Source organism: Streptomyces flavotricini (genome assembly GCF_020639365.1).
GTDB classification, from domain to species: domain Bacteria; phylum Actinomycetota; class Actinomycetes; order Streptomycetales; family Streptomycetaceae; genus Streptomyces; species Streptomyces flavotricini.
In genome coordinates this window covers 8,484,826-8,508,733 of sequence record NZ_JAINUL010000001.1, presented here as the reverse complement: position 1 = coordinate 8,508,733, position 23,908 = coordinate 8,484,826, and the positions used below count along the sequence as shown (strand labels likewise).

At 70.0% G+C, this 23,908-nt stretch carries 16 protein-coding genes; 4 read left to right on the top strand and 12 right to left on the bottom strand.

Features of this window, described 5'->3' with window-relative positions; all coding sequences use genetic code 11:
• Window position 1: 1 nt before the first annotated feature.
• From pflA to gap, 7 genes are all read right to left on the bottom strand, one after another.
• Window positions 2–730, bottom strand: a complete 729-nt coding sequence (gene pflA, locus K7B10_RS39090) for a pyruvate formate-lyase-activating protein (RefSeq protein WP_229344377.1) — start codon at window positions 728–730, stop codon at window positions 2–4.
• The gene (gene pflB / locus K7B10_RS39085; RefSeq protein WP_229344374.1) at window positions 727–2,997 is read right to left on the bottom strand and encodes a formate C-acetyltransferase; all 2,271 of its coding nucleotides are present in this window, start codon (window positions 2,995–2,997) and stop codon (window positions 727–729) included. The genes pflA and pflB overlap by 4 nt, the downstream gene beginning before the upstream one ends.
• A 202-nt stretch (window positions 2,998–3,199) precedes the next feature.
• Window positions 3,200–5,977, bottom strand: a complete 2,778-nt coding sequence (gene ppdK / locus K7B10_RS39080) for a pyruvate, phosphate dikinase (protein WP_229344372.1) — start codon at window positions 5,975–5,977, stop codon at window positions 3,200–3,202.
• Window positions 5,978–6,059: 82 nt separating this feature from the next.
• Window positions 6,060–6,929, bottom strand: a complete 870-nt coding sequence (locus tag K7B10_RS39075) for a universal stress protein (RefSeq protein ID WP_229344371.1) — start codon at window positions 6,927–6,929, stop codon at window positions 6,060–6,062.
• A 346-nt stretch (window positions 6,930–7,275) separates the two neighbouring features.
• A complete protein-coding gene (locus K7B10_RS39070) occupies window positions 7,276–7,986 on the bottom strand; it encodes a response regulator (protein WP_229344369.1) in 711 nt (236 codons plus the stop codon).
• A gap of 187 nt (window positions 7,987–8,173) precedes the next feature.
• Window positions 8,174–10,831 carry a bifunctional acetaldehyde-CoA/alcohol dehydrogenase gene (gene adhE / locus K7B10_RS39065; RefSeq protein ID WP_229344367.1) on the bottom strand — a complete coding sequence of 886 codons (2,658 nt, stop codon included), beginning with the start codon at window positions 10,829–10,831 and terminating at the stop codon, window positions 8,174–8,176.
• A gap of 232 nt (window positions 10,832–11,063) precedes the next feature.
• Window positions 11,064–12,092 carry a type I glyceraldehyde-3-phosphate dehydrogenase gene (gap, locus tag K7B10_RS39060; RefSeq protein WP_229344364.1) on the bottom strand — a complete coding sequence of 343 codons (1,029 nt, stop codon included), beginning with the start codon at window positions 12,090–12,092 and terminating at the stop codon, window positions 11,064–11,066.
• 344 nt (window positions 12,093–12,436) lie between these two features.
• Here gap and K7B10_RS39055 point away from each other — a divergent pair, with 344 nt between their 5' ends.
• The 3 genes from K7B10_RS39055 to K7B10_RS39045 all read left to right on the top strand — a co-directional run bounded on the left by K7B10_RS39055 (window position 12,437) and on the right by K7B10_RS39045 (window position 15,252).
• Window positions 12,437–13,123, top strand: a complete 687-nt coding sequence (locus K7B10_RS39055) for a CBS domain-containing protein (RefSeq protein ID WP_229344361.1) — start codon at window positions 12,437–12,439, stop codon at window positions 13,121–13,123.
• Window positions 13,124–13,435: 312 nt separating this feature from the next.
• Window positions 13,436–14,233: a sigma 54 modulation/S30EA ribosomal C-terminal domain-containing protein gene (locus K7B10_RS39050; RefSeq protein WP_229344359.1), complete on the top strand. Its 798-nt coding sequence runs from the start codon at window positions 13,436–13,438 to the stop codon at window positions 14,231–14,233.
• An 86-nt stretch (window positions 14,234–14,319) separates the two neighbouring features.
• Window positions 14,320–15,252 carry a universal stress protein gene (locus tag K7B10_RS39045; protein WP_229344356.1) on the top strand — a complete coding sequence of 311 codons (933 nt, stop codon included), beginning with the start codon at window positions 14,320–14,322 and terminating at the stop codon, window positions 15,250–15,252.
• Window positions 15,253–15,958: 706 nt separating this feature from the next.
• Here the strand turns inward: K7B10_RS39045 and K7B10_RS39040 are convergent.
• The 4 genes from K7B10_RS39040 to K7B10_RS39025 all read right to left on the bottom strand — a co-directional run bounded on the left by K7B10_RS39040 (window position 15,959) and on the right by K7B10_RS39025 (window position 20,763).
• Window positions 15,959–17,491 (bottom strand): YfcC family protein, encoded by a 1,533-nt coding sequence (locus K7B10_RS39040; RefSeq protein ID WP_229344354.1) that lies wholly within the window; start codon window positions 17,489–17,491, stop codon window positions 15,959–15,961.
• 1 nt (window position 17,492) lies between these two features.
• Window positions 17,493–18,440 carry a carbamate kinase gene (gene arcC / locus K7B10_RS39035; protein WP_229344352.1) on the bottom strand — a complete coding sequence of 316 codons (948 nt, stop codon included), beginning with the start codon at window positions 18,438–18,440 and terminating at the stop codon, window positions 17,493–17,495.
• Window positions 18,441–18,472: 32 nt separating this feature from the next.
• Window positions 18,473–19,474, bottom strand: coding sequence for an ornithine carbamoyltransferase (gene argF, locus K7B10_RS39030; protein WP_229344350.1), 1,002 nt, complete (start codon window positions 19,472–19,474; stop codon window positions 18,473–18,475).
• A 65-nt stretch (window positions 19,475–19,539) separates the two neighbouring features.
• Window positions 19,540–20,763 (bottom strand): arginine deiminase, encoded by a 1,224-nt coding sequence (locus K7B10_RS39025; protein WP_229344348.1) that lies wholly within the window; start codon window positions 20,761–20,763, stop codon window positions 19,540–19,542.
• An 889-nt stretch (window positions 20,764–21,652) separates the two neighbouring features.
• Between K7B10_RS39025 and K7B10_RS39020 the strand changes: the two genes are divergently transcribed.
• Window positions 21,653–23,335 carry a sensor histidine kinase gene (locus tag K7B10_RS39020; protein ID WP_229345735.1) on the top strand — a complete coding sequence of 561 codons (1,683 nt, stop codon included), beginning with the start codon at window positions 21,653–21,655 and terminating at the stop codon, window positions 23,333–23,335.
• A 15-nt stretch (window positions 23,336–23,350) separates the two neighbouring features.
• On the opposite strand, the gene K7B10_RS39015 is transcribed toward K7B10_RS39020, so the two are convergent.
• Window positions 23,351–23,845: a pyridoxamine 5'-phosphate oxidase family protein gene (locus K7B10_RS39015; RefSeq protein ID WP_372481520.1), complete on the bottom strand. Its 495-nt coding sequence runs from the start codon at window positions 23,843–23,845 to the stop codon at window positions 23,351–23,353.
• Between the last annotated feature and the right edge of the window lie 63 nt (window positions 23,846–23,908).

Genomic DNA, 23,908 nt, shown 5'->3' with positions numbered 1-23,908 from the left:
TTCACCGTGCCCGCAAGCCGTGTGACCGGAACTGGTCGCGAACGCGCTCGACCAGTGCGGCGTCCGGAACCGGATTGTCGCGGAGCGGGAAGGGGATGCCGAGCGAGTCGTACTTATGGGTACCGAGTTTGTGGAAAGGCAGGACGTCGACGCGATCGACGTTGTCCAGTTCCGCGAGGAAGCGGCCCAGACCATCGATGGCAGCCGGATCGTCGGTCCAGCCGGGGACCAGGACGTAGCGGATCCAGGTCGGGACGCCGAGGCGGTTCAGCCGGGTGGCGAAGTTGAGGGTGGGGGCAAGGCGGCCGCCGGTCAGGTGCATGTAGACGCCGGCGTCGAAGGACTTGATGTCGAGCAGGACCAGGTCGGTATCGGCCAGGAGCGCGTCCTCGGCGCGAGTGCCGAGGGCGCCGGAGGTGTCCAGTGCGGTGTGCAGGCCGAGCTCCTTGCAGCGTCGGAACACCTCGGCGGTGAAGGCGGACTGGAGCAGAGGCTCGCCTCCGGTCAGCGTCACGCCTCCACCGGCCAGGGTGGTGAACTGCCTGTACCGCTCAATGCGCCCCACCACTTCGTCCACGGTGACCGGCATCCCGTCGCGCATGTGCCAGGTGTCGGGGTTGGCGCAGTACAGGCAGCGCAGCTGACAGCCACTGAGGAAGAGAACGAACCGGGTGCCGGGCCCGTCCACGCCGGTGGACAGGTCCCAGGAGTGGATGCGGCCCGTGGTCATCGCGCACCGTGGAAGGTGCGGTTGATGACGTCGAGTTGCTGTTCGCGCGTGAGGCGGACGAAGTTGACGGCGTAGCCGGAGACGCGGATGGTCAGGTCGGGGTAGTTGTCCGGGTGTTCCATGGCGTCCTCGAGCGTGGCTCGGTCGAGGACATTGGCGTTCATGTGGAAACCGCCTGCGGCGGTGTAGGCGTCGAGGATCCCGACGAGGTGCCCCGCTCGTTCGGCCGGATCGTGCCCCAGGCCCTCCGGGGTGATGGTGGACGTCAGGGAGATGCCGTCGCGGGCCAGGTCATACGGGATCTTCGCGACCGACAGTGCCGATGCCGCCATCCCGTGTCGGTCACGTCCGTTCATCGGGTTTGCGCCCGGGGCGAACGGTGTACCCGCACGGCGGCCGTCGGGGGTGTTGCCGGTGTGCTTGCCGTAGACGACGTTGGAGGTGATGGTGAGCACCGACTGCGTGTGCTCGGCACCTCGGTAGGCCGGGTGGCGGCGCACCTTGGCCATGAAGGAGCGGACCAGGTCGACCGCGATGCGGTCGGCGCGGTCGTCGTCGTTGCCGTAGGTCGGGTAGTCGCCTGCAACGTGGTAGTCGACGGCGAGCCCGGTGGCATCCCGAATGACGCTGACACGGGCGTGTTTGATGGCCGAGAGGCTGTCGGCCGCCACGGACAGCCCAGCGATGCCGCAGGCCATCGTCCGATGCACCGGGTGGTCGTGCAGGGCCATCTCGATGCGCTCGTAGGCGTACTTGTCGTGCATGTAGTGGATCACGTTGAGCGCGTTGACGTAGGTCGCGGCGAGCCAGTCCAGCGTGCGGTCGTACGCGTCGGCCACATCGGCGTAGTCGAGCTGCTCGCCGGTCAGCGGGGCCGTCGCCGGGGCGACCTGCTCGCCGTTCATCTCATCGCGGCCGCCGTTGATGGCGTACAGCAGTGCCTTGGCCAGGTTCACACGGGCACCGAAGAATTGCATCTGCTTGCCCACCGCCATCGCGGAGACGCAGCAGGCGATCGCGGTGTCGTCGCCGGTGCGGGGGCGAAGGAGGTCGTCGGACTCGTACTGGATGGAGCTGGTGTCGATGGATGTCTGGGCGCAGAACTGCTTGAAGCCCGCCGGCAGTCGGGGGGACCACAGCACGGTCAGGTTGGGCTCGGGGGCGGGGCCGAGGTTGTACAGGGTCTGGAGAAGGCGGAAAGACGTGCGGGTGACCAGGGAGCGGCCGTCCTCTCCGATGCCGCCGATGGACTCGGTGACCCACGTGGGGTCGCCGGAGAACAGCGCGTCGTACTCCGGTGTGCGCAGGAACCGCACGATCCGCAGCTTGATCACGAAGTCGTCGATGAGTTCCTGGGCGCGGCTCTCGTCGATCTTTCCTTCGTCGAGGTCACGCTGAAGGTAGACGTCCAGGAAGGTGGAGGTGCGGCCCAGGGACATCGCCGCGCCGTTCTGCTCCTTCACGGCGGCGAGGAAGCCGAAGTAGAGCCATTGGATGGCCTCGTGCGCGGTGGCTGCGGGACGGGACACGTCGCAGCCGTAGGAGACGGCCATCCGTTCCAGCTCGCCCAGTGCCCTGATCTGCTCGGCCAGTTCCTCGCGGTCGCGGATCACGTCGGCCGTGGACGGTGTCTCGTCCAGCCGGGTCCGCTCGGCTCGCTTGGCCTCGATCAGCCGGGCGGTTCCGTACAGCGCGACGCGGCGGTAGTCGCCGATGATGCGGCCTCGCCCGTAGGCGTCTGGCAGGCCGGTGATGATGCCGGCCCTGCGGGCGCCCAGCATTTCGGGGGTGTAGGCGTCGAAGACACCGTCGTTGTGGGTCTTGCGGTACGTGCCGAAGACCTTGGTGACGAACGGATCCGGTTCGAAGCCGTACGCGCGCAGCGCGTTGTCCACCATCCGCAGCCCGCCGTTGGGCATGATCGCCCGCTTCAGCGGAGCATCGGTCTGCAATCCGACGATCAGTTCCAGGTCGCGGTCGATGTAGCCGGGCGCGTGGGAGGTGATGGTCGACGGCATGGCGGTGTCCACGTCGAGCACACCCTTGCGGCGCTCCTCCGGGAAGAGCGCGGTGACGGTCTTCCACACGGTGTGGGTGCGCTCCGTGGGACCGGCGAGGAATGCGGCATCGCCCTCGTAGGGCGTGTAGTTGGCCTGGATGAAGCAACGGACGTCGATGTGTCGCTGCCACTCCTCGCCGGTGAAACCACGCCACGACCGGGTGACGAGGGGGCTGGGGTCGGCAGGGTGCTGGACGGTCGCGGTCATGTCGTCAACTCCTGGGACGGGACGGAGGCGAGGTGGGCGATCGCCCCTTCTCACTGCTGATGGTTCCCGCCGACTGTGTCGCCGGCCAGGGTCGAAGAGGCAAGGCGGATCCCGCTGACCGGCCCCGGTGAGCGGGGTGGGGAGGGCCTGTGGTCCCGTCCAGGCGAGGGACCATGGGCCCTCCCGCAGAGCGTCACGAGCCCTACCCGGCAGCCGCGGCGGGTACGGGTCCATGACGACGTGGCTCTCCGCGCCCCCGGGCAGCACGGTGCGGGGGCTGTGCGCTCGCGTCGGTGCCGTTCGCTTCCAGGGCTGCCCGGCCGGCCTCAAGGCGGGCGATCGGGACGCGGAAGGGCGAGCAGGAGACGTAGTCCAGGCCGGCCCCGTGGAAGAAGTGGGCCGAAGCGGGGTCCCCTCCATGCTCTCCGCACACGCCGATCTTCAGGTCCGGGCGAGCTGCCCGGCCCTCCTCGACCGCGATCCGCACCAGCCGGCCGACGCCTTCACGGTCGATCGTCTCAAACGGGGAGACGGGGAAGACGCCCTTGTCGAGGTACGCGGAGAAGAACGCGACTTCGACGTCGTCGCGGGAGAATCCCCAGGTTGTCTGTGTCAGGTCGTTCGTGCCGAAGGAGAAGAACGCCGCCTCCTTCGCAATCCGGCCGGCGGTGAGAGCCGCCCTGGGTAGTTCGATCATGGTTCCGACCGGGCAGGTGACGTCGATGCCGGTCTCTTGCGAAACCTGTGCCAGGACCCGGTCCACTTCCTCCCGTACGAGATGGAGCTCCTCGACCGCGTCCACCAGCGGGACCATGATCTCCGCCCGAGGGTCACCGCCCGCACGTTTCCGTGCGACGACGGCCTCGGCGAGGGCCCGTACCTGCATGGCCACCAGCCCCGGCACCACCAGCCCCAAGCGCACGCCGCGCAGGCCGAGCATCGGGTTCTCCTCGTGCATGCGCGTGACGGCTGCCAGGAGTTCGGTGTCGTGTGGATCGGCCGGTGTGCCGAGCGCTTCGCCGCGCGCGAGACGGACGGCGAGTTCCGTGCGGTCCGGCAGGAACTCGTGTAGCGGCGGGTCGAGCAGCCGGACGGTGACCGGCAGGCCGTCCATCGCTTCGAGGATGCCGGTGAAGTCCTGCCTCTGGAGCGGCAGCAGCGCCGCGAGGGCCGCCTCTCGTTCGGTGTCGCCGTGCGCGAGGATCACCGCCTCGACCAGGGGGCGCCGGTCGCCGAGGAACATGTGCTCGGTACGGCACAGGCCGATCCCCTGGGCACCGAAGCGACGGGCGCGGGCCGCGTCCTCGGGGGTGTCCGCGTTCGCCCGGACCTCCAGGCCCCGCACGGCGTCCGCCTGCCGCATGAGCCGGTGCACATCACGCACCGGCTGGCGGGCCGCGCCGTCGGCCGGCAGCACGCCGCCCTCCTCGAAGTACCGCATGACGTCGGAGTCGACCAGGGATACGGAGCCGAGGCGCACCACGCCTTCCGACCCGTCGACGGAGACGACCGTGCCTTCGGGGACCGTCACGCCACCGGCGCTGAAGCGCCGCTGCCGGGTGTCCACGACGATGCCCTCCGCCCCGCACACGCACACCGTGCCCATGCCGCGCGCGACGACCGCGGCGTGGCTGGTCTTCCCGCCCCGGCTGGTGAGCACCGCCTGGGCGGCGACCATGCCCGGCAGGTCGTCGGGCGTCGTCTCCTGACGTACGAGAACGACCTTCTCGCCGGCGGCCGCCCTGCGGACCGCTTCCGCGGAGTCGAACACGACGGCGCCCACGGCCGCTCCCGGTGAGGCGGGCACGCCCCGCGCGATGACCTCGCTCGAGTCCGTGGTGGCGAAGCGGGGGAACATCAGCCGTGCCAGCGCCTCGCCGCCGACCCGGCCCAGCGCCTCCCGCTCGCTGATCAGTCCTTCGTCGGCGAGCTGGGAGGCGATGGCGAAGGCGGCCTGGGCCGTGCGCTTGCCGACGCGGGTCTGGAGCATCCACAGCGTGCCGCGCTCGATGGTGAACTCGATGTCGCACAGATCGCGGTAGTGGGCCTCCAACCGGTCCATGTAGCCGCGCAGTCGCGCGAACGACGCAGGGTCGAGACCGGCCAGGTCCTGGAGGGGCACGGTGTTGCGGATGCCGGCGACGACGTCCTCCCCCTGGGCGTTGGGCAGGTAGTCGCCGTAGACGCCCGGTCGGCCGGTTGCCGGATCCCGGGTGAAGGCGACGCCGCTGCCTGAGTCCGGACCGAGATTGCCGAAGACCATGGTCTGGATGTTGACCGCGGTGCCCAGATCGTCAGGGATGTGCTCGCGCCGGCGGTACAGACGTGCGCGCTCACCGTTCCAAGAGGTGAAGACGGCGAGGACCGCCCGCCGGAGTTGCTCGGCCGGATCCTGCGGGAATTCCTCCCCGGTCCGCTCGTGGATCAGGTCCTTGAAGGTTTCGACGATCCGGATGAGGTCGCAGGTGTCCAACTGCGTGTCGTCGCCCCGGCTGTGTTGCTGCTTGACGGCGACGATCGCCGCCTCGAAGTGGGAGCCGTCGACGCCCATGACCGTACTGCCGAACATCTGCACGAGGCGCCGGTAGGAGTCCCAGGCGAAGCGTTCGCGCTCGGGGGTCTTGGCCAGGCCCAGGACGGAGAGATCGTTCAACCCGATGTCGAGGATGGTCTCCATCATGCCCGGCATCGAGAACCTCGCCCCCGAGCGGACGGAGAGCAGGAGCGGGTCGTCCACCTGGCCGAGCCGCTTCCCGGCGGCTCGTTCCAGCGTCGCGAGATGCTCGCCGATCTGCCGGTCGAGGCCCTCCGGAGCCTGCCCCGTGGCGAGGAAGATCCGGCAGGCTTCGGTGGTGACGGTGAAGCCGGGCGGCACGGGCAGGCCCATGCGCGCCATCTCCGCGAGGTTCGCTCCCTTGCCTCCCAGGAGACCGGCCATGTCCCGGCCGCCCTCGGAGAAGTCGTACACATAGGTGGTCATGGCTGCACGCCTGTCTCTTCGGTGGATGTCGGGTCCCGGGAAGCGGGGCGGCATGCCGCACGGTAGCGGCCGGTTCGGTCGGTCAGTCGTGCGGCACGACCGTGACGGGAGCCAGGGAGTGGTGGATGACGGCGTGGGTGACGGCCCCGATGTGTGTGCCGATCCGCGCACGCCGGTTCCGGCGCCCCACCACGACCAGCCGGGCCCCTCGCGAGGCTTCCGCGAGGTCCTGCGCCGGCCGGCCCTCGTGGCATTCACGGACGACGGACACACCGGGGTACTTCTCCGTCCACGGGGCCAGCGCCTCGTCGAGCGCCCGGCGCGCGTCCTGCGCGACCTCCGCCCACACCAGTTGCAGGGCGGCGCCCATGTCGGCTCCGTAGAGTGCCGGAAGGGCCCACGTGTGCAGGACGCGCAGACCGCAGCCGTACCGGTCGGCCGCCGCGAAGCCGAAGGCGAGCACCTCGTCGCCGGGTGCGGACACGTCCAGGCCGACCACGACCTCTCCGACCGGCCCGTCCTCCCCCGCAGTCGGGCCGTTGTGCGGGCGGACCAGGACGACCGGGCGCCTGGTGCGGGCGAGCACGGCCAGCGACACGGACCCGGCGAGGAAGCCGGCCAACCCGAGGCCACGGGAGCCGAGCACCAGGAGCTCCGCCTCGTCCGCGGCGGCACACAGCTCCTCCACCGGGTCACCACAGACCCACTGCGTCTCGGTCAGCAGACCCGGGTGGCGCCGGCGCAGTCGCCTCTCCGCCGTACCGAGCGCCCGCTCACCCCACCCCCGGGCGGTCGCCGGGGCCACCAGGCGCGCACGCCGGCCGTCGTCCTTGCTCCAGACCTGGAGAAGCCGCAGCGGCACCGCGCGGCACACTGCCTCCCTGGCCGCCCAGTCCACGGCAGCGAGGCTTTCACGGGATCCGTCGAAGCCGACGGTGACGGTGCGGGACATGAACGGCTCCTCGGGAGAACGGGGAAGGGCCTTGCATCTCCACAGTGGCCTGCCCAAGACCCGCCCGCCGAGGGGCCACAGGTCCCTGCTGCGGGTCCTGTAGGCCCCACACGACCGCACACCGCCGGGCGGTCGGTCGCCCATGCCGTTCTGGCACCACGCCCGCTGCCCCGTAGCTGTCGTGCCGCACGCCTGACGGTCCCGCCCCGCTTCGAGGACGGCCCCGGCCGGCCTCTCCGGCAGACATGCGGAAGCGGCCCGGCCCGACGTCCGAGAAGGACGCCGGGCCGGGCCGCTCAGCCGTTTCGCGGACGCGTGAACCTGCGCTCAGATCCCGGCACAGCCGTCACACCCTGCCGAGCCGCCCGCTCTGGTCTCCCTGAGCCGCCAGAGCCTGCGTGGCGATGACGGCGGCCTGCACCCGCCGTTCGACGCCCAGTTTGGCGAGTAGCCGGGAGATGTTGTTCTTGACCGTCTTCTCCGCCAGGTAGAGCCGCTGACCGATCTCACGATTGGTCAGCCCTTCCCCGACAAGGGCGAGGATCTCACGCTCGCGCTCCGTCAGGCCGGGCAGACCCTGTGGAAGCTCCTCCTGCGGAGGTCCGCCGCGCAGCCGGGCCATCACCCGCGCCGTAGCGCCGGGGTCCAGCATGGACTGGCCGGAGGCGACCGTCCGCACGGCGTTCACCAGGTCGGTTCCGGTGATCTGCTTGAGCACGTATCCGGACGCGCCGGCCATGATCGCGTCGAGCAGCGCCTCCTCGTCGTCGAAGGACGTCAGCATCAGGCAGGCGAGGTCGGGCATTCGGGAGCGCAGCTCCCGGCAGACACTCACGCCGTCCCCGTCCGGCAGGCGCACATCCAGGACGGCGACCTGCGGGCGCAGCGCGGGCACACGGACGAGCGCCTGCTCGACCGTGCCAGCCTCCCCTACCACGGTCAGGTCCGGCTCGGCATCCAACAGATCGTGCACACCGCGGCGCACGACCTCGTGATCGTCGAGGAGGAAAACCCTGACCGGTTCCTTCCCGGTGAGGCCGCCGCTGCTGTCCGTCATCGCACACTCCGAGTTCGCCGAGTCTTCCGCCCGCCGGCGGATCCACTGCATCGTGCCGTGCGAGCGGGACCTCCGGCCAGGGCCGGATGGCCCTCATACGCGGCCGCGCCCCAGATGGCTGCCCTGGACCCCGGTCCCACACGGTCTCGGCGGCCCGCCCGCAGAGCGGCCGCCGCCCTACGCGCAGTCAGAAGGAGGGAAGGGGCCCCGGCCCGGCATAGTAGGCCGCGCGCATGATGTCCTCCATGTCGTCCAGCATCGGCATGCGCGGGTTGGCCGGGGCGCACTGGTCCTCATAAGCGTTCAGTGCCTGCTGCGGCAGCGCGCCGATGAAGGCGGCCTCGTCAAGTCCCAGGGCACGGAAGGACGGTTCGATGCCCACGGCGTCCCGCAGACGTTCCACCGCGGCGGCGTACGAGGCCACGCCCTCGGCGGGGGTGGAAGCGGGGAGCCCCAGGGCACGGGCAATGTCCTGGAACCTCTCGGGCGCGCGGTAGCTCTCGTACTTGGGCCATCCCGTCAGCTTGCCGGGAACGGTGCCGTTGTAGCGGATCACGTGCGGCAGGAGGATTGCATTGGTCCGCCCGTGGGCGATGTGGAAGGTGGCGCCCAGGGTGTGGGACATCGCGTGGACGATGCCGAGGAAGGCGTTGCCGAAGGCCATGCCGGCGATGGTGCCCGCGTTGTGCATCTTCTCCCGTGCCACGCTCCGCCGTGCCGCCTCGCCGGTGACCGCCGCCTCGAGGTGGTCGAAGACCAGCCTGATGGCGTGCAGTGCCAGACCGTCGGTGAAGTCGTTGGCATAGACGGAGACGTACGCCTCGGTGGCATGGGTGAGGGCGTCGAAGCCGCTGTCGGCCGCGAGCGACGCCGGCAGGTCGTTGGTCAGGACGGGATCGATGATCGCGACGCTGGGGGTCAGGGCGTAGTCGGCCAGCGGGTACTTCTTGCCGGTCGCCGGGTCGGAGATCACGGCGAAGGGGGTGACCTCGGCGCCTGTTCCCGAGGTGGTGGGGACGCAGACGAGACGGGCCTGCTTGCCGAGCACGGGGAAGCGGAAGGCCCGCTTACGGATGTCGGAGAACTTCTGCCGCATGTCGGCGAAGTCGACGTCCGGCTGTTCGTACAGCAGCCACATCACCTTCGCCGCGTCCATGGGGGATCCGCCACCCAGGGCGATGATGGTGTCCGGCCGGAAGTCGCGCATGAGGGCGGCGCCACGCTGTACGGAGTCGATGCTCGGCTCCGGCTCGACGTCGTCGATGACCTGGATGGTCACGGGCTGCTGCCGCTGTTGCAGAACACGGCTGACGCGCTCCACGTAACCGAGCCGGGTCATGGTCGCGTCGGTGACCACGGTGACGCGGTGGACGTCGGGCATCGCCGCGAGGTAGCGGATGGCCTGGGGCTCGAAGTAGATCTTCGGCGGCACCTTGAACCACTGCATGTTGTTCTGCCGGGTGGTGACGCGCTTGATGTTGAGCAACTGGACGGCCGAGACGTTGTCCGAGACCGAAGTACTGCCCCAGGAACCGCAGCCCAGGGTCAGGGACGGAACCAGACGGTTGTAGATGCCGCCGATCGCTCCCTGCGAGGACGGCGAGTTGACGATGATCCGTACGGTCTTCATACGACGGCCGTAGCGCTCGGCGAGGGCCGGGTCCCCGGTGTGGATCACCGCGCTGTGTCCTTGCCCGTGGAAGTCGACCATGTCGGCCGCGAGATCGAAGCCCTCCTCGGTGGACGCTGCCCGCAGCACGGTGAGGACGGGGCAGAGCTTCTCCCGCGTCAGCGGCTCGTCGGGCCCGACGTGGCTCGCCTCGGCCAGGATGAGCGAGGTGTCCGCGGGTACGGTGAACCCGGCCTGCTCGGCGATCCGGTCGGGGCTCTGTCCGACGGCTGCCGGGTTGACGCGGCCCTGCCGGCCGGCCGGGTCGGGCGGAAAGAGGTAGGTCTCCAGCTTCCGCTTCTCCTCGGCCGTGGCGACGTACGCGTGCAGGCGCCGGAATTCGGCGAGCGTCTCGTCGTACACGTCGGTGTCCAGGATGACCGCCTGCTCGGACGCGCAGATCATGCCGTTGTCGAAGGACTTGGACAGGACGAGGTCGTTGACCGCCCGGCGCAGGTCCGCGCTGTGGTGCACGTAGGCGGGCACGTTGCCGGCGCCGACGCCGACGGCGGGCTTGCCGGCCGAGTAGGCGGCCTTGACCATGGCGTTGCCGCCGGTCGCCAGGATCAGCGCGACGCCTGGGTGTCGCATGAGGAGGCTCGTGGCCTCGATGGAGGGAGCCTCGATCCACTGCACGCAGTGCTCGGGCGCTCCGGCGGCGACGGCGGCGTCCCGCACGATCCGTGCGGCTTCGGTGCTGCATGCCTGCGCGGAGGGGTGGAAGGCGAATACGACGGGGTTGCGTGTCTTCAGCGCCAGCAACGCCTTGAAGATGGTGGTGGACGTCGGGTTGGTGACGGGCGTGACCGCGCAGAGCACACCTACGGGTTCCGCGATCTCGATGATGCCCTCTATGTCGTCGCGGCCGATGACGCCGACCGTCCGCGCCCGGGACATGCTGTGGGTGACGTGCTCGCAGGCGAACATGTTCTTCGCCGCCTTGTCCTCGAAGACACCCCGCCCGGTCTCCTCCACCGCCGAGCGGGCCAGGGCGGTGTGCTGATCCAGGGCGGCCACCGACGCCTTGGCGACGATGTGGTCGACCTGCTCCTGCGTGAAGGACTCGAAGTCGGCGAGCGCCTTGGAGGCGTTGTCGACCAGGAGGTTCACGGCGATGAGCGTGTCCGACGGGGTGCCGTCGGTGGTGGTGCGGGGGTCGCTGGTCGCCTGTGTCATGAAAAGCTCCCTGGGTGTGGGTGGCGCTGTGGCCACACGTGGCCGGCCACCGGGGTGGCCACCCGTTCCGTCCTGTCACCTACAGCCTTGCCCGGGACGCGTCCTCGGCTGAGGTCCCGAAGGTCCCTCGACGGGGGCCGATGGTCTCCGGCCGCCGTGGCAGCGCAGAGGCTTGCGCCACCACCGGGCCTTCCGTGCCTCTACGGCGTCCGCTGCCCGGGCTACCGCTGGCTCACCGGGCGTCGAGCAGCGTGGCGACGTACTGGGTCAGGTCGACGAGACGGTTGGTGTAGCCCCACTCGTTGTCGTACCAGCCGAAGACCTTGACCAGGTCGCCGTTGGCCTGCGTCAGCGGGGCGTCCACGATGCACGAGGCGGGGTCGCCGACGATGTCGCGCGAGACGATAGGGGCATCACTCACCCTCAGGACGCCCTTCAGCGGTCCCTCGGCAGCCTCCCGGAACGCGTCGTTGACGTCCTGTGCGGACACCTGCCGTGCCAGCACCAGGCTGAGGTCGGTCAGCGAGCCGTCCTCGACCGGCACGCGCACGGCGATGCCGTCCAGGGTGCCCGTGAGTTCCGGGAGCACCAGGCCGACGGCGCGGGCGGCGCCGGTGCTGGTCGGGATGATGTTCACTGCGGCCGTGCGGCCGCGGCGCAGGTCCTTGTGCGGGCCGTCGAGCACGACCTGGTCGTTGGTGTAGCCGTGGATGGTGGTCATCAGTCCCTTGACGATGCCGAAGCGCTCGCTGAGGACCTTCATCATGGGGGCCACGCAGTTGGTGGTGCAGGACGCGTTGGAGATCACGTGGTCGACGCGCGGGTCGTACGCGGACTCGTTGACGCCCATGACGATGGTGGCGTCGACGTCCTTGCCGGGGACGGACAGCAGCACCTTGCGTGCTCCTGCCGTCAGGTGCCGGCCCGCTTCCTCCTTGGTGCGGAAGCGGCCGGTGGCCTCGATGACGACGTCCACGCCGAGCGCGTCCCACCCGAGGTCGGCGGGGTCGCGCCGGGACGTGACCGCGATGCGGTGACCGTCCACCGTGATGGATTCGCCGTCGTGATCAACGGTGCGGTGGAGTCGGCCGTGGGTGGAGTCGTAGGTGAGCAGATGGGCCAGCGCAGCCGGGGAGGTGAGGTCGTTGACGGCCACCACCTCGATGGGGGTGCCGTTGCGCGTCTCCGCGCGTTCCATGACGCAGCGCAGGTAGTTCCGGCCGATGCGTCCGAAGCCGTTGATTCCGATGCGCACGGTCATCTCCGCCGCCCCTTCCCTTGGGTGCCGATGCGAGTGGTGCCAGCCTGGGGGGCATGTCGCGCCGCGGGCAGGGGGCGAACGGGCTGCACGCCAGGGCCGTTGGGCCCTCTCCCCGGCGGGCCCCGCCCGGCCCGGCCTGTCACGGGCCGAACGGCCCGGCGTGCGGGTCCTGATCGGTTCTGTCCCCCGGCCGTCCTCCGCCCCACTCTGGAAGCAACGGCAAGCACGAGGAGCAGACGAACCCGGGGCTTCCCGGCCCCCGGCGCGCTGAGCACAGCGGTCGGCGGGCAGTCAGAGGTCGGGGCGCCATCGGCGGTATCCGGAAACCTGCGAGACGAGTGGAGATGAGCACCGTGGTCGAAGAACGGACGGTGGGCCAAGTCATGACCAGCGAGGTGATCCAGGCCCGCCCGGACACCCCCTTCGAAGAACTGGCTCGCATGCTCATCGCCCATCGGATCGGCGGGCTGCCGGTGGTGGATGACGACGACAAGGTCATGGGCGTCGTCTCACGGAAAGACCTTGCCAGGCAACAGGGCTGTCCCGGCCGGCACGACTCCGGGCGGCATCGGATGGCACGCACACCACGGCGACCGGCCGACGCCCACTCCGTCGCGGGACCCGCACTGGCGGCAGGCGAGCTGATGACCAGCCCGGCTGTAACCGTGCATCCCGAACAGCGCGTCGCCGACGCCGCGCGCATCATGGAACGTCGCCGCGTCGACCGGTTGCCGGTGGTGGACGAGGAGGATCGTCTGATCGGCATCACCACGCGACGTGATCTGCTGCGCGTCTTCCTGAGGACGGACGAGGAGATCCTCGCGGACGTCGCCGATGCCGTCTCCGGCCGGGCGCCAGCCGCCCATCGCATCGACGGGCTCCGCATCGACGTTCGTGACGGGATGGTCACCATGGTGGGATCATCCGAACCTGCCCTCGATACAACGGCGTTGATCAGGGTCACGTGGCGCGTGGACGGTGTGGTGGGTGTGGTGAACCGGCTGACAACCGGCCGCGAAAGCGATCCCTGACAACAGGGCGGGACACCGGGACACCACGGGCTCTTCCGTCGGTTGGCGGCCGCAGTCACCGCGGCCGGTCGCGGCGACCCGGAGCCGCCGACCCGAGCCGTGCTGTCGGTCCGGCACGTCACGCGATATCAGGCCGGGGCTCGTCGACTTACCCGTCTCTGGGTCTGTAGGCCGAACGGCTTTGCCCGGCCGGCCGGAAGTCCCGGTTTCTCGGGTGGTGTCGGTACCAGTGGCGCCGTGGCGGGGTCCGGACGGCTCTGCCCGGGAGCGGCCGCCGGCAGACAGGCTGGAAGGGATCGAGGAGGAGTTCTCATGAGCGGTCTCAAGACCAGCCGGACAGCCGACGTTCAGGTCCGCAACCGAGGGCAGGTGCCCGATGGCGCGGACGTGTACGCCCAGGGAAAGATGCTCGCGGTGATCGGCCACGTGCGCGGACCCGTGCTGACCGTGCGGGTGAAGCTCACGCAAGCCGTCAACACTTCGGCAAACCGCCCGGCCACGGCTCAGGCCGTGGTGGACGTCAACGGCCGGATGGTTCGCGCCCACGTGGCCGCGAACAGCATGTTCGAAGCGGTCGACCTCCTGCAGGAGCGCCTGGCCGCCCGGCTCACGCGGCCACGGCGGTATGCGGCGGGCGGCCCCCACCGCAACGGCACGCCCAGCCGGACATCGCGCAACGGCGCTGGGCACGACCACCGTCCGCACCGGCATCACGTTCCCGCCGAAGAGCGCCGGATCGTGCGGCACAAGTCCTTCAGCCTGGTCCACCAGACGCCTGAGGACGCCGTGATCGACCTGGAAGCCATGGACCACGACTTCTGGCTCTTCACGGACCTGGCCTCCGGGCGCGACAGCGTCGTCTACCGCGACGTCCGTACCGGGCGGCATCGCATGGCTTCGCTGGGACCTCTGGGTCAGGAACGGGAGGTCGACGGTCTGCTCGGCGTGAGCACGGTTCCCGTGCCGACGAGCAGTGTGACCGAGGCCGTTTCACGGTTGCACCTCACCGGGCTGCCCTTTGTCTTCTTCAACGACACGGCCACCGGCCGGGGCTGCGTCCTCTACCACCGCTACGACGGCCACTACGGGCTGATCACTCCGTCCCGGTAACACGTTCCGGGCGACGCCGCGCGCCCGGCCGCCGGTCTCCGGACCAGTGCCGCAAACCACCCGAAGACCCCTCACCTGGAGGAATCATGTCACGTACCGTTATCGCCGCTGTGGACGGCTCGGCCGAGTCGCTGGCCGCCGCGGACTGGGCCGCCCACGAGGCACAGATGCGCCGTCTGCCCCTGCACCTCTTGCACGTCTGGCAGGACTGGTCACGGGCCTTCGCCCACGCCCCGTTCACCGGCCTGGACACCACGCCCTGTGAGGGGGCGACCGCCGCACAGCACTACGCCGAGCAGGTCACCCACGACTCGTCCGACCGGCTGCGGGCGGCGTACCCCGGCCTGGAGATCAGCGTCGAGCAGGTGCACGGCCGCCCCGCGGAGGTGTTGCTGTCCGCCGCAGAGAAGGCGGAAGTCCTGGTCGTGGGTTCACGAGGGCTGGGTGGCCTGGCCGGCTTCCTGACCGGATCGGTGTCCCTGCCTGTCATCGCGCACGCCGAGCGTCCGGTCGTCGCCGTACGGGCCGGGGAACGGGCCGAGTGTGAACCGCTCCCCGGGACGGCCGACCACGGGGACCGCAAGGGGCAGTGCCTCGACGTGGTGCTCGGCCTCGACCTCTCCAGGCCGTGCGACGAGCTGCTCGCGTACGCATTCGAAGCCGCCGCTGCCCGAGCGGCCACCCTGCGGGTCGTGCACGGCTGGAGCGTACCGGTGGTCGAAGGGTACGACCCTGCGGCGGCCGACCCCGGCCACGGCGTCGCGCTGGGACTGCGCCAGGCAAGCGCGCTCACCGACGTACTGCGGTCGTGGCGCGGCAAGTTCCCCCAGGTCGAGGTCAAGGAGCAGTGCTTGGTGGGACGGCCCGCGGGCCATCTTGTGGAAGCGTCGAAGGAAGCCTCGCTGATGGTCGTGGGACGGCGCATACGCCGGGTGGCGGTCGGAGCGCACATCGGCCCGGTCACCCACGCAGTGCTGCACCACGCCACGACGCCCGTGGCGGTCGTCCCTCATCTCTGATCGTCGCGAGCCTCACCGAGGACGGATACGCCCCGGCTGCGGTCCCCCGACGGACGCCGTCGCCCCTTGACACCAGGAGCCCTCGTCGCGCAGCTGCGCGACGAGGGCTCCTGGTGTGCTGCGACCGCAGTGGTCGGTGCGTTGCTTGTCGTACCGGGTGGAAAAGACGGGAGCCACCGCGGCGAGGGGCGCGGTGGGGCGGTCGGTCCGGGTCCACAGGCCGGCCGGGAAGGACCGTTGCGGCAGTTCCCCGCCCGTCCCCACCACCTCAGCCAAAGCGTCCGTGCAGGCCTTGCCCGCCCGCCTGCGCCGGCGCAACTCTCAGGCCTGCCAACCCCGATGGGTGGCCGCCCGACGCCGCGAGCGCATCCGCATCAGCAGCCGCAGCGAGACGGCCATCCGGTGGGGCGAGCGCCCCACCAGTGGCCCGTCGGCGCTGTCGCACCGCCCGTCCACAGCGAGGATGGGAATCACGCCCGTGCAGCTGCTCCGATGGCAGGCAGTCCGGGCATGAGTCCCCACGTCCTTGAGCGGCCACGGACACCATGCCCTGCCGGAGCTCACGGTCGCGGCTCAGAGGAGGAGCGCCCTGGGCCCTGTTGGCGCCGTCCGGCGGAGCCCACAGGTCCGCCTCGTGCTGGGCACACGTCGGTGGCCGGCTGGTCGGTGTCCCGACCAGCCGGCCACTTGCCTGCCCCGTAGCGATTCAGCGCACTGCCGCACCGAGTGCGAGGAATCCGGCGACGGCCACTAGCAGAGCACCCATCAGTGGTGCCATGAAGCGCAGGTACCGGTCGTAGCGGATCTTGGCAAGGGCGAGGCCTCCCATGACGACGGCTGAGGTGGGCGTAACGAGGTTCACCCATCCGGAAGCCGACTGGTACGCGGTCACCACCAGGGCTCGGCTCACTCCGGCGAAGTCGGCCAGGGGGGCGAGGATGGGCATGGCGAGCGCCGCGTGGCCGGACGAGGAGGGGACGAAGAAGGCCAGCGGGAGGTTCACCGCGAACATCAGTACGGCGAACACGCCGGAGGACGTGTCGGCCACCGCGCTCTGCAGGACGTCGAGGATGGTGTCGGTGACACTGGCGTTGTTCATGATCACCGTGACTCCCCGGGCCAGCATGACGATCAACGCCGCTCCGATGAAGTCCCCTGCGCCGGCGGTGACGGCGTTCACCGTTCCCTTCTCGCCCAGGCCGCCGACCAGCCCCACGGCGACCGCCGCGACGATGAACAGGGCGGCGAGTTCGGGGAAGTACCAGCCGAGGGTGGGCAGGAAGGTGACGTGAAGATCGGACCAGGGGACGACGGCGAAGATCATGAAGAGGAACGTGGTCGCGAAGAGGTACAGGACCGTGCGCTGGCGACTCGTGAGCTTCGCCGCTTCGCCACCCTCGGCCTTGATGCGGAGGTCGTCTTCGGTGAGGGGTGTCAGCGACCGGGAGGGGTCCTCGGTGACGCGGCGGGCATAGCGCACGACGTAAGCGGCTGCCAGGGCCGTCAGGCAGGCCCACATCACCAGTCGCAGGACGATGCCGTCTCCCGTGCCGATGCCGGCGCTGTCGGAAGCCACTCCGGTGGCAAAGGGGTTGACGGTCGACGCGAGGGTGCCGACCCCGGCTCCCACCATGACGACCGTCGCGGCGACCATGCGGTCGTAGCCCAGGCTCAGCATCAGGGGGATCATCAGCCCGTAGAAGCCGAGGGTTTCCTCGGCCATGCCGTACGTGGTCCCGCCGAGGGAGAACACCGTCAGCAGGACCACCAGCAGCAGGGTCCTGCGGTGGTGCAGACGCTGCGCGAGGCGCGCCACTCCCGTCGTGAGTGCCCCGGTGCGCATCGTGACGGTGATGAACGCTCCCACGGCCAGTATGAAGAGGAACACGCCGGCCGCGCCCGCGAAGGAGCCGGTCCCGCCGGGTGCGGTGAGGCCGGTCCCGGCATCGGTGACGCCGTAGAGACCGTTGACCGGGGCGAGGAACAGGTCTTTGAGCCGCTCCCAGAATCCGGTGGTCAGTTCTACGGAGTGGTAGGTGCCCGGGACGGGGCTGCCGTCCTTGCTGTCGTAGCGGCCGGCGGGGATGACGAACGTCAGGGCCCAGACTGCGACGGTGACGACGAACAGGACGGTGAAGGCGGACGGGAACCGAAGCCGCCGCCGTGGGGCGTCGGGCGCGCCGGAGTCCGTTCTAGCTCTGGCCGGCTGCGGGGATGCGGGTGCGCTCTGCAGAGTCATGTCAGGTCCTGTGTTCCGTCGTGGCGGGCTTCGCGTAGCTGCCGCTGGGTGTGACGACGGTGCCGGCGGCTCCGTCGAGGATGGCTCGGGCGTCTTCGAGAGCACCGATGGCCGCCATTCCGCCGGTGAGCTCGACGAACCGGCACACGGCGTCGACCTTGGGTCCCATGGATCCGGCGGGGAACTGCTGGGCTCTCAGGGCCGCAGGCGTGGTCCGTCCGATGGGCACGGCGCCGGGGGTGCCGTAGCCGAGCGAGACGTGGGGAACGTCCGTGAGGAGCAGGAGCGCGTCGGCGTCGAGCGCCTCGGCCAGGAGGGCGGCGGTGAGGTCCTTGTCCACCACGGCTTCGACGCCGGTCAGCTGCCCCTGTTCGTCACGGATCACCGGCACGCCGCCGCCTCCTGCGCACACGGCCACCGCTCCCGAGGTGAGCAGCAGCCGGATGAGCCGGGTCTCCACGACGCGTTGTGGACGGGGGGACGGTACGACGCGTCGCCAGTGGGCGCCGTCCTGCTTGACCGTCCAGCCGCGTTCGGCGGCCAGTCGCTCCGCTTCGGTCCGGTCGTAGACCGGGCCCACGAATTTGGCCGGGTCGGTGAAGGCGGGGTCGGCAGCGGAGACGAGGGTCTGGTTGAGCAGGGCGCAGACCTGCCGTTCGGGCAGGGCGTTCTGCAGGGACTGGAGCAGCCAGTAGCCGATCATGCCCTGGGTCTCCGCGCCGAGGACGTCGAAGGGGTAGGGGCTGCTCAGGGAGCGGTCGGCGGCGCTCTGGAGAGCGAGCACGCCGACCTGAGGTCCGTTGCCGTGGGTGATGACGAGTTCGTGCTCGTGCGCGAGGGGGGCGAGCGCGGACACGGCAGCGCGGATGTTGGCGAGCTGCACAGCGGCGTCCGGCCGCTCCTCGCGGCGGAGCAGGGCGTTGCCGCCCAATGCGACGACTACACGCATGACGTGTTCTCCGGAGGTCGAGGGGATGCCGTTCAGTCGCCGAGGGTGGCGACGAGGACGGCCTTGATGGTGTGGAGCCGGTTCTCGGCCTGGTCGAACACGATGGAGTGCGAGGACTCGAACACCTCCTCGGTGACCTCCAGTGCGGTCATGCCGGTCCGCGCAGCGATCTTGGCGCCGACGGTGGTGTCGCTGTTGTGGAAGGCCGGAAGGCAGTGCATGAACTTGACCTCCGGGTTGCCCGTCGCCTCCAGGGTCTTCGCTGTCACCTGGTACCGCTTGAGCAGGGCTATGCGCTCGTCCCACATCTCCGGCGGCTCTCCCATGGAGAGCCATACGTCGGTGTAGACGAAGTCGACGCCGGCCACGCCTTCGGTCACGTCCTCGGTCAGGGTGATGCGCGCACCGCTGACGGCCGCCGCCCGCCGCGCGTGGTCGACGACATCGGAGGAGTTGTGCAGGGATCGCGGGCCGACCATGCGTACGTCCATGCCGAGCATCGCCGCGACGATCAGCAGGGAATTGCCGACGTTGTTCCTGGCGTCGCCCAGGTAGGCGAAGGACACCTGGTTCAGCGGCTTGTCGGTGTGCTCCCACATGGTGAGAACGTCGGCGAGCGACTGGGTGGGGTGCCACTGGTCCGTCAGGCCGTTCCAGACCGGAACGCCGGCGTGCTGAGCCAGCTCCTCCACCAGGCGCTGCTCGCTGCCCCGGTATTCGATCCCGTCGTAGTAACGGCCGAGGACGCGTGCGGTGTCCTTGATGGATTCCTTGTGCCCGAGCTGGGAGCCGGCCGGATCGAGGTAGGTCACGTGCGCGCCCTGCTGGTGAGCGGCCACTTCGAAGGCGCATCGGGTCCTCGTCGAGGTCTTCTCGAAGATGACGGCGATGTTCTTGCCGCGCAGCCGCTGCTCCTCGCGTCCCTCGCGGCGGGCCGTCTTGATGGAGGCGGAGAGTTCCAGCAGGTGGCGGAACTCCTCGGGAGTGAAGTCGAGTTCCTTTACGAACGGGCGCTGGTGCAGGTCGTCGTGCATGGCGGGCTCCTTGATGCGTACGGGGTGTGTGCGGCGGGCGGATGGCGGGGACGCGGTAGGGGTGGTCAGGCGGCCTCGCGCTCGATGGGACAGCTCATGCACCGCGGGCCGCCACGACCCCGGCCGAGTTCGCTGCCTCGCACGGTGATCACCTCGATCCCGCTCTTGCGCAGGTGGGTGTTGGTGGTCACGTTGCGCTCGTAGGCGACGACCACACCGGGCTCCACGGCCAGCACGTTGCAGCCGTCGTCCCACTGCTCCCGCTCGGCGGACCGCAGGTCCTGGCTCGGAGTGAGGACGTTGATGGACGGCAGACCCAGCGCGTCGGCGATGGCCCGGTCCATGTCCTCGGGGGCGTGGTCGGTGACCCTCAGCCCCTCCCCGCCTGCCCCCGGTTCGATCGTGGAGGAAGGCAGCATGCCGAGGCCGGCGTATCGGGTGAAGGTGTCACCGCTGACCATCGTCATGACCGTGTCGAGGTGCATGAAGCTGCGGCTCTTCGGCAGGCTGACGGCCACGACCCGCTGAGCGGAACCCGCCGCGAACATACGCAGGGCGAGATTCTCCACGGCCTGAGGCGTGGTGCGCTCGCTCATGCCGACGAGCACCGCGCCGTTGCCGATGACCAGGACGTCGCCGCCCTCGATGGTGGCGGGATAGGCCGCCTGCCCGTCGGACCACCGGTGGAACTCCCCCTTCGCGAAGAGGGGGTGGTGCTGGTAGAGGGCTTCGAAGTGAACGGTTTCACGGCGGCGTGCCCGCTTGTTCATCGGGTTGACGCTCACACCGTCGTACACCCAGCACGAGGTGTCGCGGGTGAACAGATGGTTGGGCAGCGGCGCGAGGAGGAAGTCGTCGGGCGCCATGGCGTGCAGTCGTACGCTCGGTATCGGGCCCGTGCGCTCGAGCAGTTCCGCCTTGGTGACGCCGCCGATGAGGCAGGCGGTCAGGGCGGCCGGCTCCAAGGAGTCGAAGTGCGTGCGGAGCCGGTCGGTGCCGAGGATGCCGAACTCGCGTTCGTCGAAGACCCGGTCCAGCACGAGCTGCCGCGCCTCAATGCCGTCCAACGTCTCGGTGAGCAGGTCGGCGAGGAGGTGCACGCGCACTCCGCGGTCCCGCAGGACATCGGCGAACGCATCGTGCTCGTCGCGGGCGCGCTTGGCCCACAGCACGTCGTCGAAGAGGAGCTCGTCCTTGTTGGTGGGTGTGAGGCGTGTCATTTCGCGGTCGGGGCGGTGCAGGATGACCTGGCGCAGCCGGCCGGTCTCGGAGTCGACGTGAAACGTCATGGGGTCCCCCGGAGGTAAGACGGAAGGTGCGCTCGACGGGCGCCGCAATGGGATGTGCGCCCGGCCGGGCGCCCTCTGGGGGCGCCTCGGGGAGCACTTGAACTCTGTCACTCGCGCCCCCTCATTCCCGGCGGCAACAGTCCCTGGCGGCGGGCCGGTCGGCACTCTCCGGGGGAGCCGTTCGGTCGCTTCGCAGGGCCCTTCGGCCCTGCGAAGCAACCGCGGCGCAGCGGGGCGAACCCGCGGTCACGCGTCTGCATGAGGTGCGAAGGCCGCGGGCGGCTGGCTGTGGTGCCGTGCAGCGTGCGTAACGGCGCCCAAGAACGCGCCGCCCACCAGTGACCGGCACGTACAGCAGCCGTCCCGCGCGACCGACCCCGCGTCCCGTGAATCGGCGACCAGGTCACGGGCCGGACGTCCGAGGCCGAACCGTGCGGCCTCCTTGGTGGTCAGAGCCTGCCCCGCCGGAGTCGACTCGGCTTCGTGAAAGGGCAGTTCCCCATCGAAAGCACCCACGCCTGCAACTGGTCGTCTGCAGGCGCTTCAAGGGTTCCGCGGACCTGCGCCGTCACAACCGGGAGAAGCCCGGCTTCGAGGCCCGATCCTGAACACCGGCCTGCCGAAACCCTCTACGACGGCACAGACATCGAGAACACGCCGTCTGGAGCCGTAGCAGCGCGTCCTCGTAGACCGCCTTCTTCAGGCCCATGGTGTCTCCTCCCCGTCGTCGTCCGGCGCTTCGGTCACGTCAGTCTCGGCTGGCATCCGCGCGCAACGACGCCCGGCGGGCCTGCGCGTGTCGATACGCTGGCCGTGGATCGGGGAACCGAGCGAGCCGTCGGAGGGGAAGCACGTGGGTGTGAGGGATCCGTTGACGCAGGTACCGCGGATGCGGCTGGACGAGCTGCTGGACGAGCTCCAAGCGCGCATCGACGAAGTGCGCGGTACGCGGGACCGGGTGCACAGCCTCCTGGAGGCCGTGGTTTCGGTGGGGCGGGAGCTGGATCTCGCCCAGGTACTGCGGCGGATCGTGGAGGCGGCCGCGCTGCTGGTCGACGCCGAGTACGGCGCGCTGGGAGTGATCGGCCCGGACGGCCGTACGCTTTCGCAGTTCCTGACCGTGGGGCTCACGGATGAGGAGATCGCCGAGATCGGTCCCCTGCCGGCGGGCCACGGCCTGCTGGGGGAGGTCATCCACCACCCGGAACCGCTGCGCCTGACAGATCTCGGCGCGCACTCCTCTTCCTACGGCTTTCCGGCCCATCACCCGCCGATGCGTACGTTCCTGGGTGTGCCGATCCGGGTCCGCGAGGAGGTGTTCGGCAATCTCTATCTGACCGACAAGCGTGGCGGGATCGATTTCGACACCGAGGACGAGACGGTGATCTCCACCCTCTCGGTGGCGGCGGGTGTCGCGATCGACAACGCGCGGCTCTACGAGGGCTCTCAGCGCCAGCAGCGGTGGCTCAGGGCCAATGCGGAGATCACCGAGAGCCTGCTGTCCGGCAGCTCCCGCCCGGCGGTGCTGGAGCTCATCGCCCGCCGCGCACAAGAGATCACCGCGGCACGCCTCGCTGACATCGCCATGCCCGTGGCGGGTATCGACGGCCTGGTCGTGGAGTTCGCGGCCGACGCGGACGGAGCCGAGCGGCAAGGTCTCGTCGTCCCCTTCGCGGGCACGCTCGCAGGAGCGGCGCACGTGGCCGGCAAACCCGTCACAGCGGTGCAGGCCTGGGCCGACGAGCGCTATCCCGCTGAGTCCCAGGTTCAGGAAGGATTGGGGCCCGCCGTGGCCGTCCCTTTGGGCACCGCGGGCGGCGAAAGCAGAGGTGTCCTGCTGCTTGCGCGCCCGGCGGGAGAACCGGCTTTCGGCGAGGGCGAGCTGGAGCCGCTCGTCGCCTTCGCCGGTCAGGCCGCACTCGCCTTGGAGCTGGCGGAGCGGCGCCGGGACGCCGAGCAGATAGCACTGCTGGAGGAGCGCGACCGAATCGCCCGTGACCTGCACGACCTGGCGATCCAGCGTCTCTTCGCCACCGGCATGACCTTGCAGAGCGCTGCCCGGCTCGTCGAGCACGACGGGGCCGCCGAAAGGGTCGGCCGGGCGGTCGACGACCTGGACGAAACGATCAAGATCATCCGGTCGACGATCTTCGGGCTGCGTACCAAGGACCGCGAGGGCGGCCCTGGTCTGCGGGCGCGCGCCGCCCGTGCCGTCGGCGACGCGGCCACCACCCTCGGTCACCCGCCGCGTCTGAGCATGGAAGGCCTGCTCGACACCGACGTACCACCGCAGATCGCCGACCACGTCATGGCTGTGCTGGGCGAGCTGCTCAGCAACGCCGCCCGCCACGCACAGGCGACCCGGGTCGGAGTGACCCTCAAGGCCGGCCAGGGCGAGATCGTGCTGACCGTCTCGGACAACGGGAAGGGCATTCCGGCCCAAGGCCGCAGAAGCGGCCTGCTCAACCTCGACGAGCGGGCGCAGAGCCTGGGCGGCTCCTTCACTCACGAGACTCCGGATGACGGGGGTACAAGGCTCGTCTGGCGAGCTCCCCTCCCCACAGGGGGCTGAGACCGGGGCAGGGCGTCAGCCCCGGGCCGCGGGCACGGGCCGCGTCGGGTCCGCCTCCAGCCGGAACCCGGTGACGAGACCCGGACGGATCCGCAGGGTGCTGGTCATCCGGTGCGCCACCCATGGACGCAGCAAGTGCGCGTACCGGTCCGTCTCGTCGGCATCTGACACCACCCTCGCGTAACCGGTGACGACAACGCTCCAACCGAGGTGCGTGACGGAATCGATGACGTCCGCTTCGTAAGCGACCACCACGCCGGGAGCGTCGGCGGGTGCCGCCAGGGATGCCAATGCCCCGTCCTCATGTATCCGGACGATGATGGCCTCGTTCTCGACGAGATGGTTCACCGGTCGGACGGCGGGCAGCGCGTGCTGTGTGAAGACGATGCGCCCCAGGGACACCGTCGAGAGCAGCCGCAGAGCCTCGGCCCTGTCCAGCTCCCGCATGTAGCGGCGGGCTGTCGTGTCACCGACCTCTCGGGCCCGTAGCGCGTTGCCTTCGTGATCCATGCTGCTTACCTTCGTCCGGCCCCGATGGGCCCTTGCAGTTTCCGCGTCCCAGCCTTCACCGCG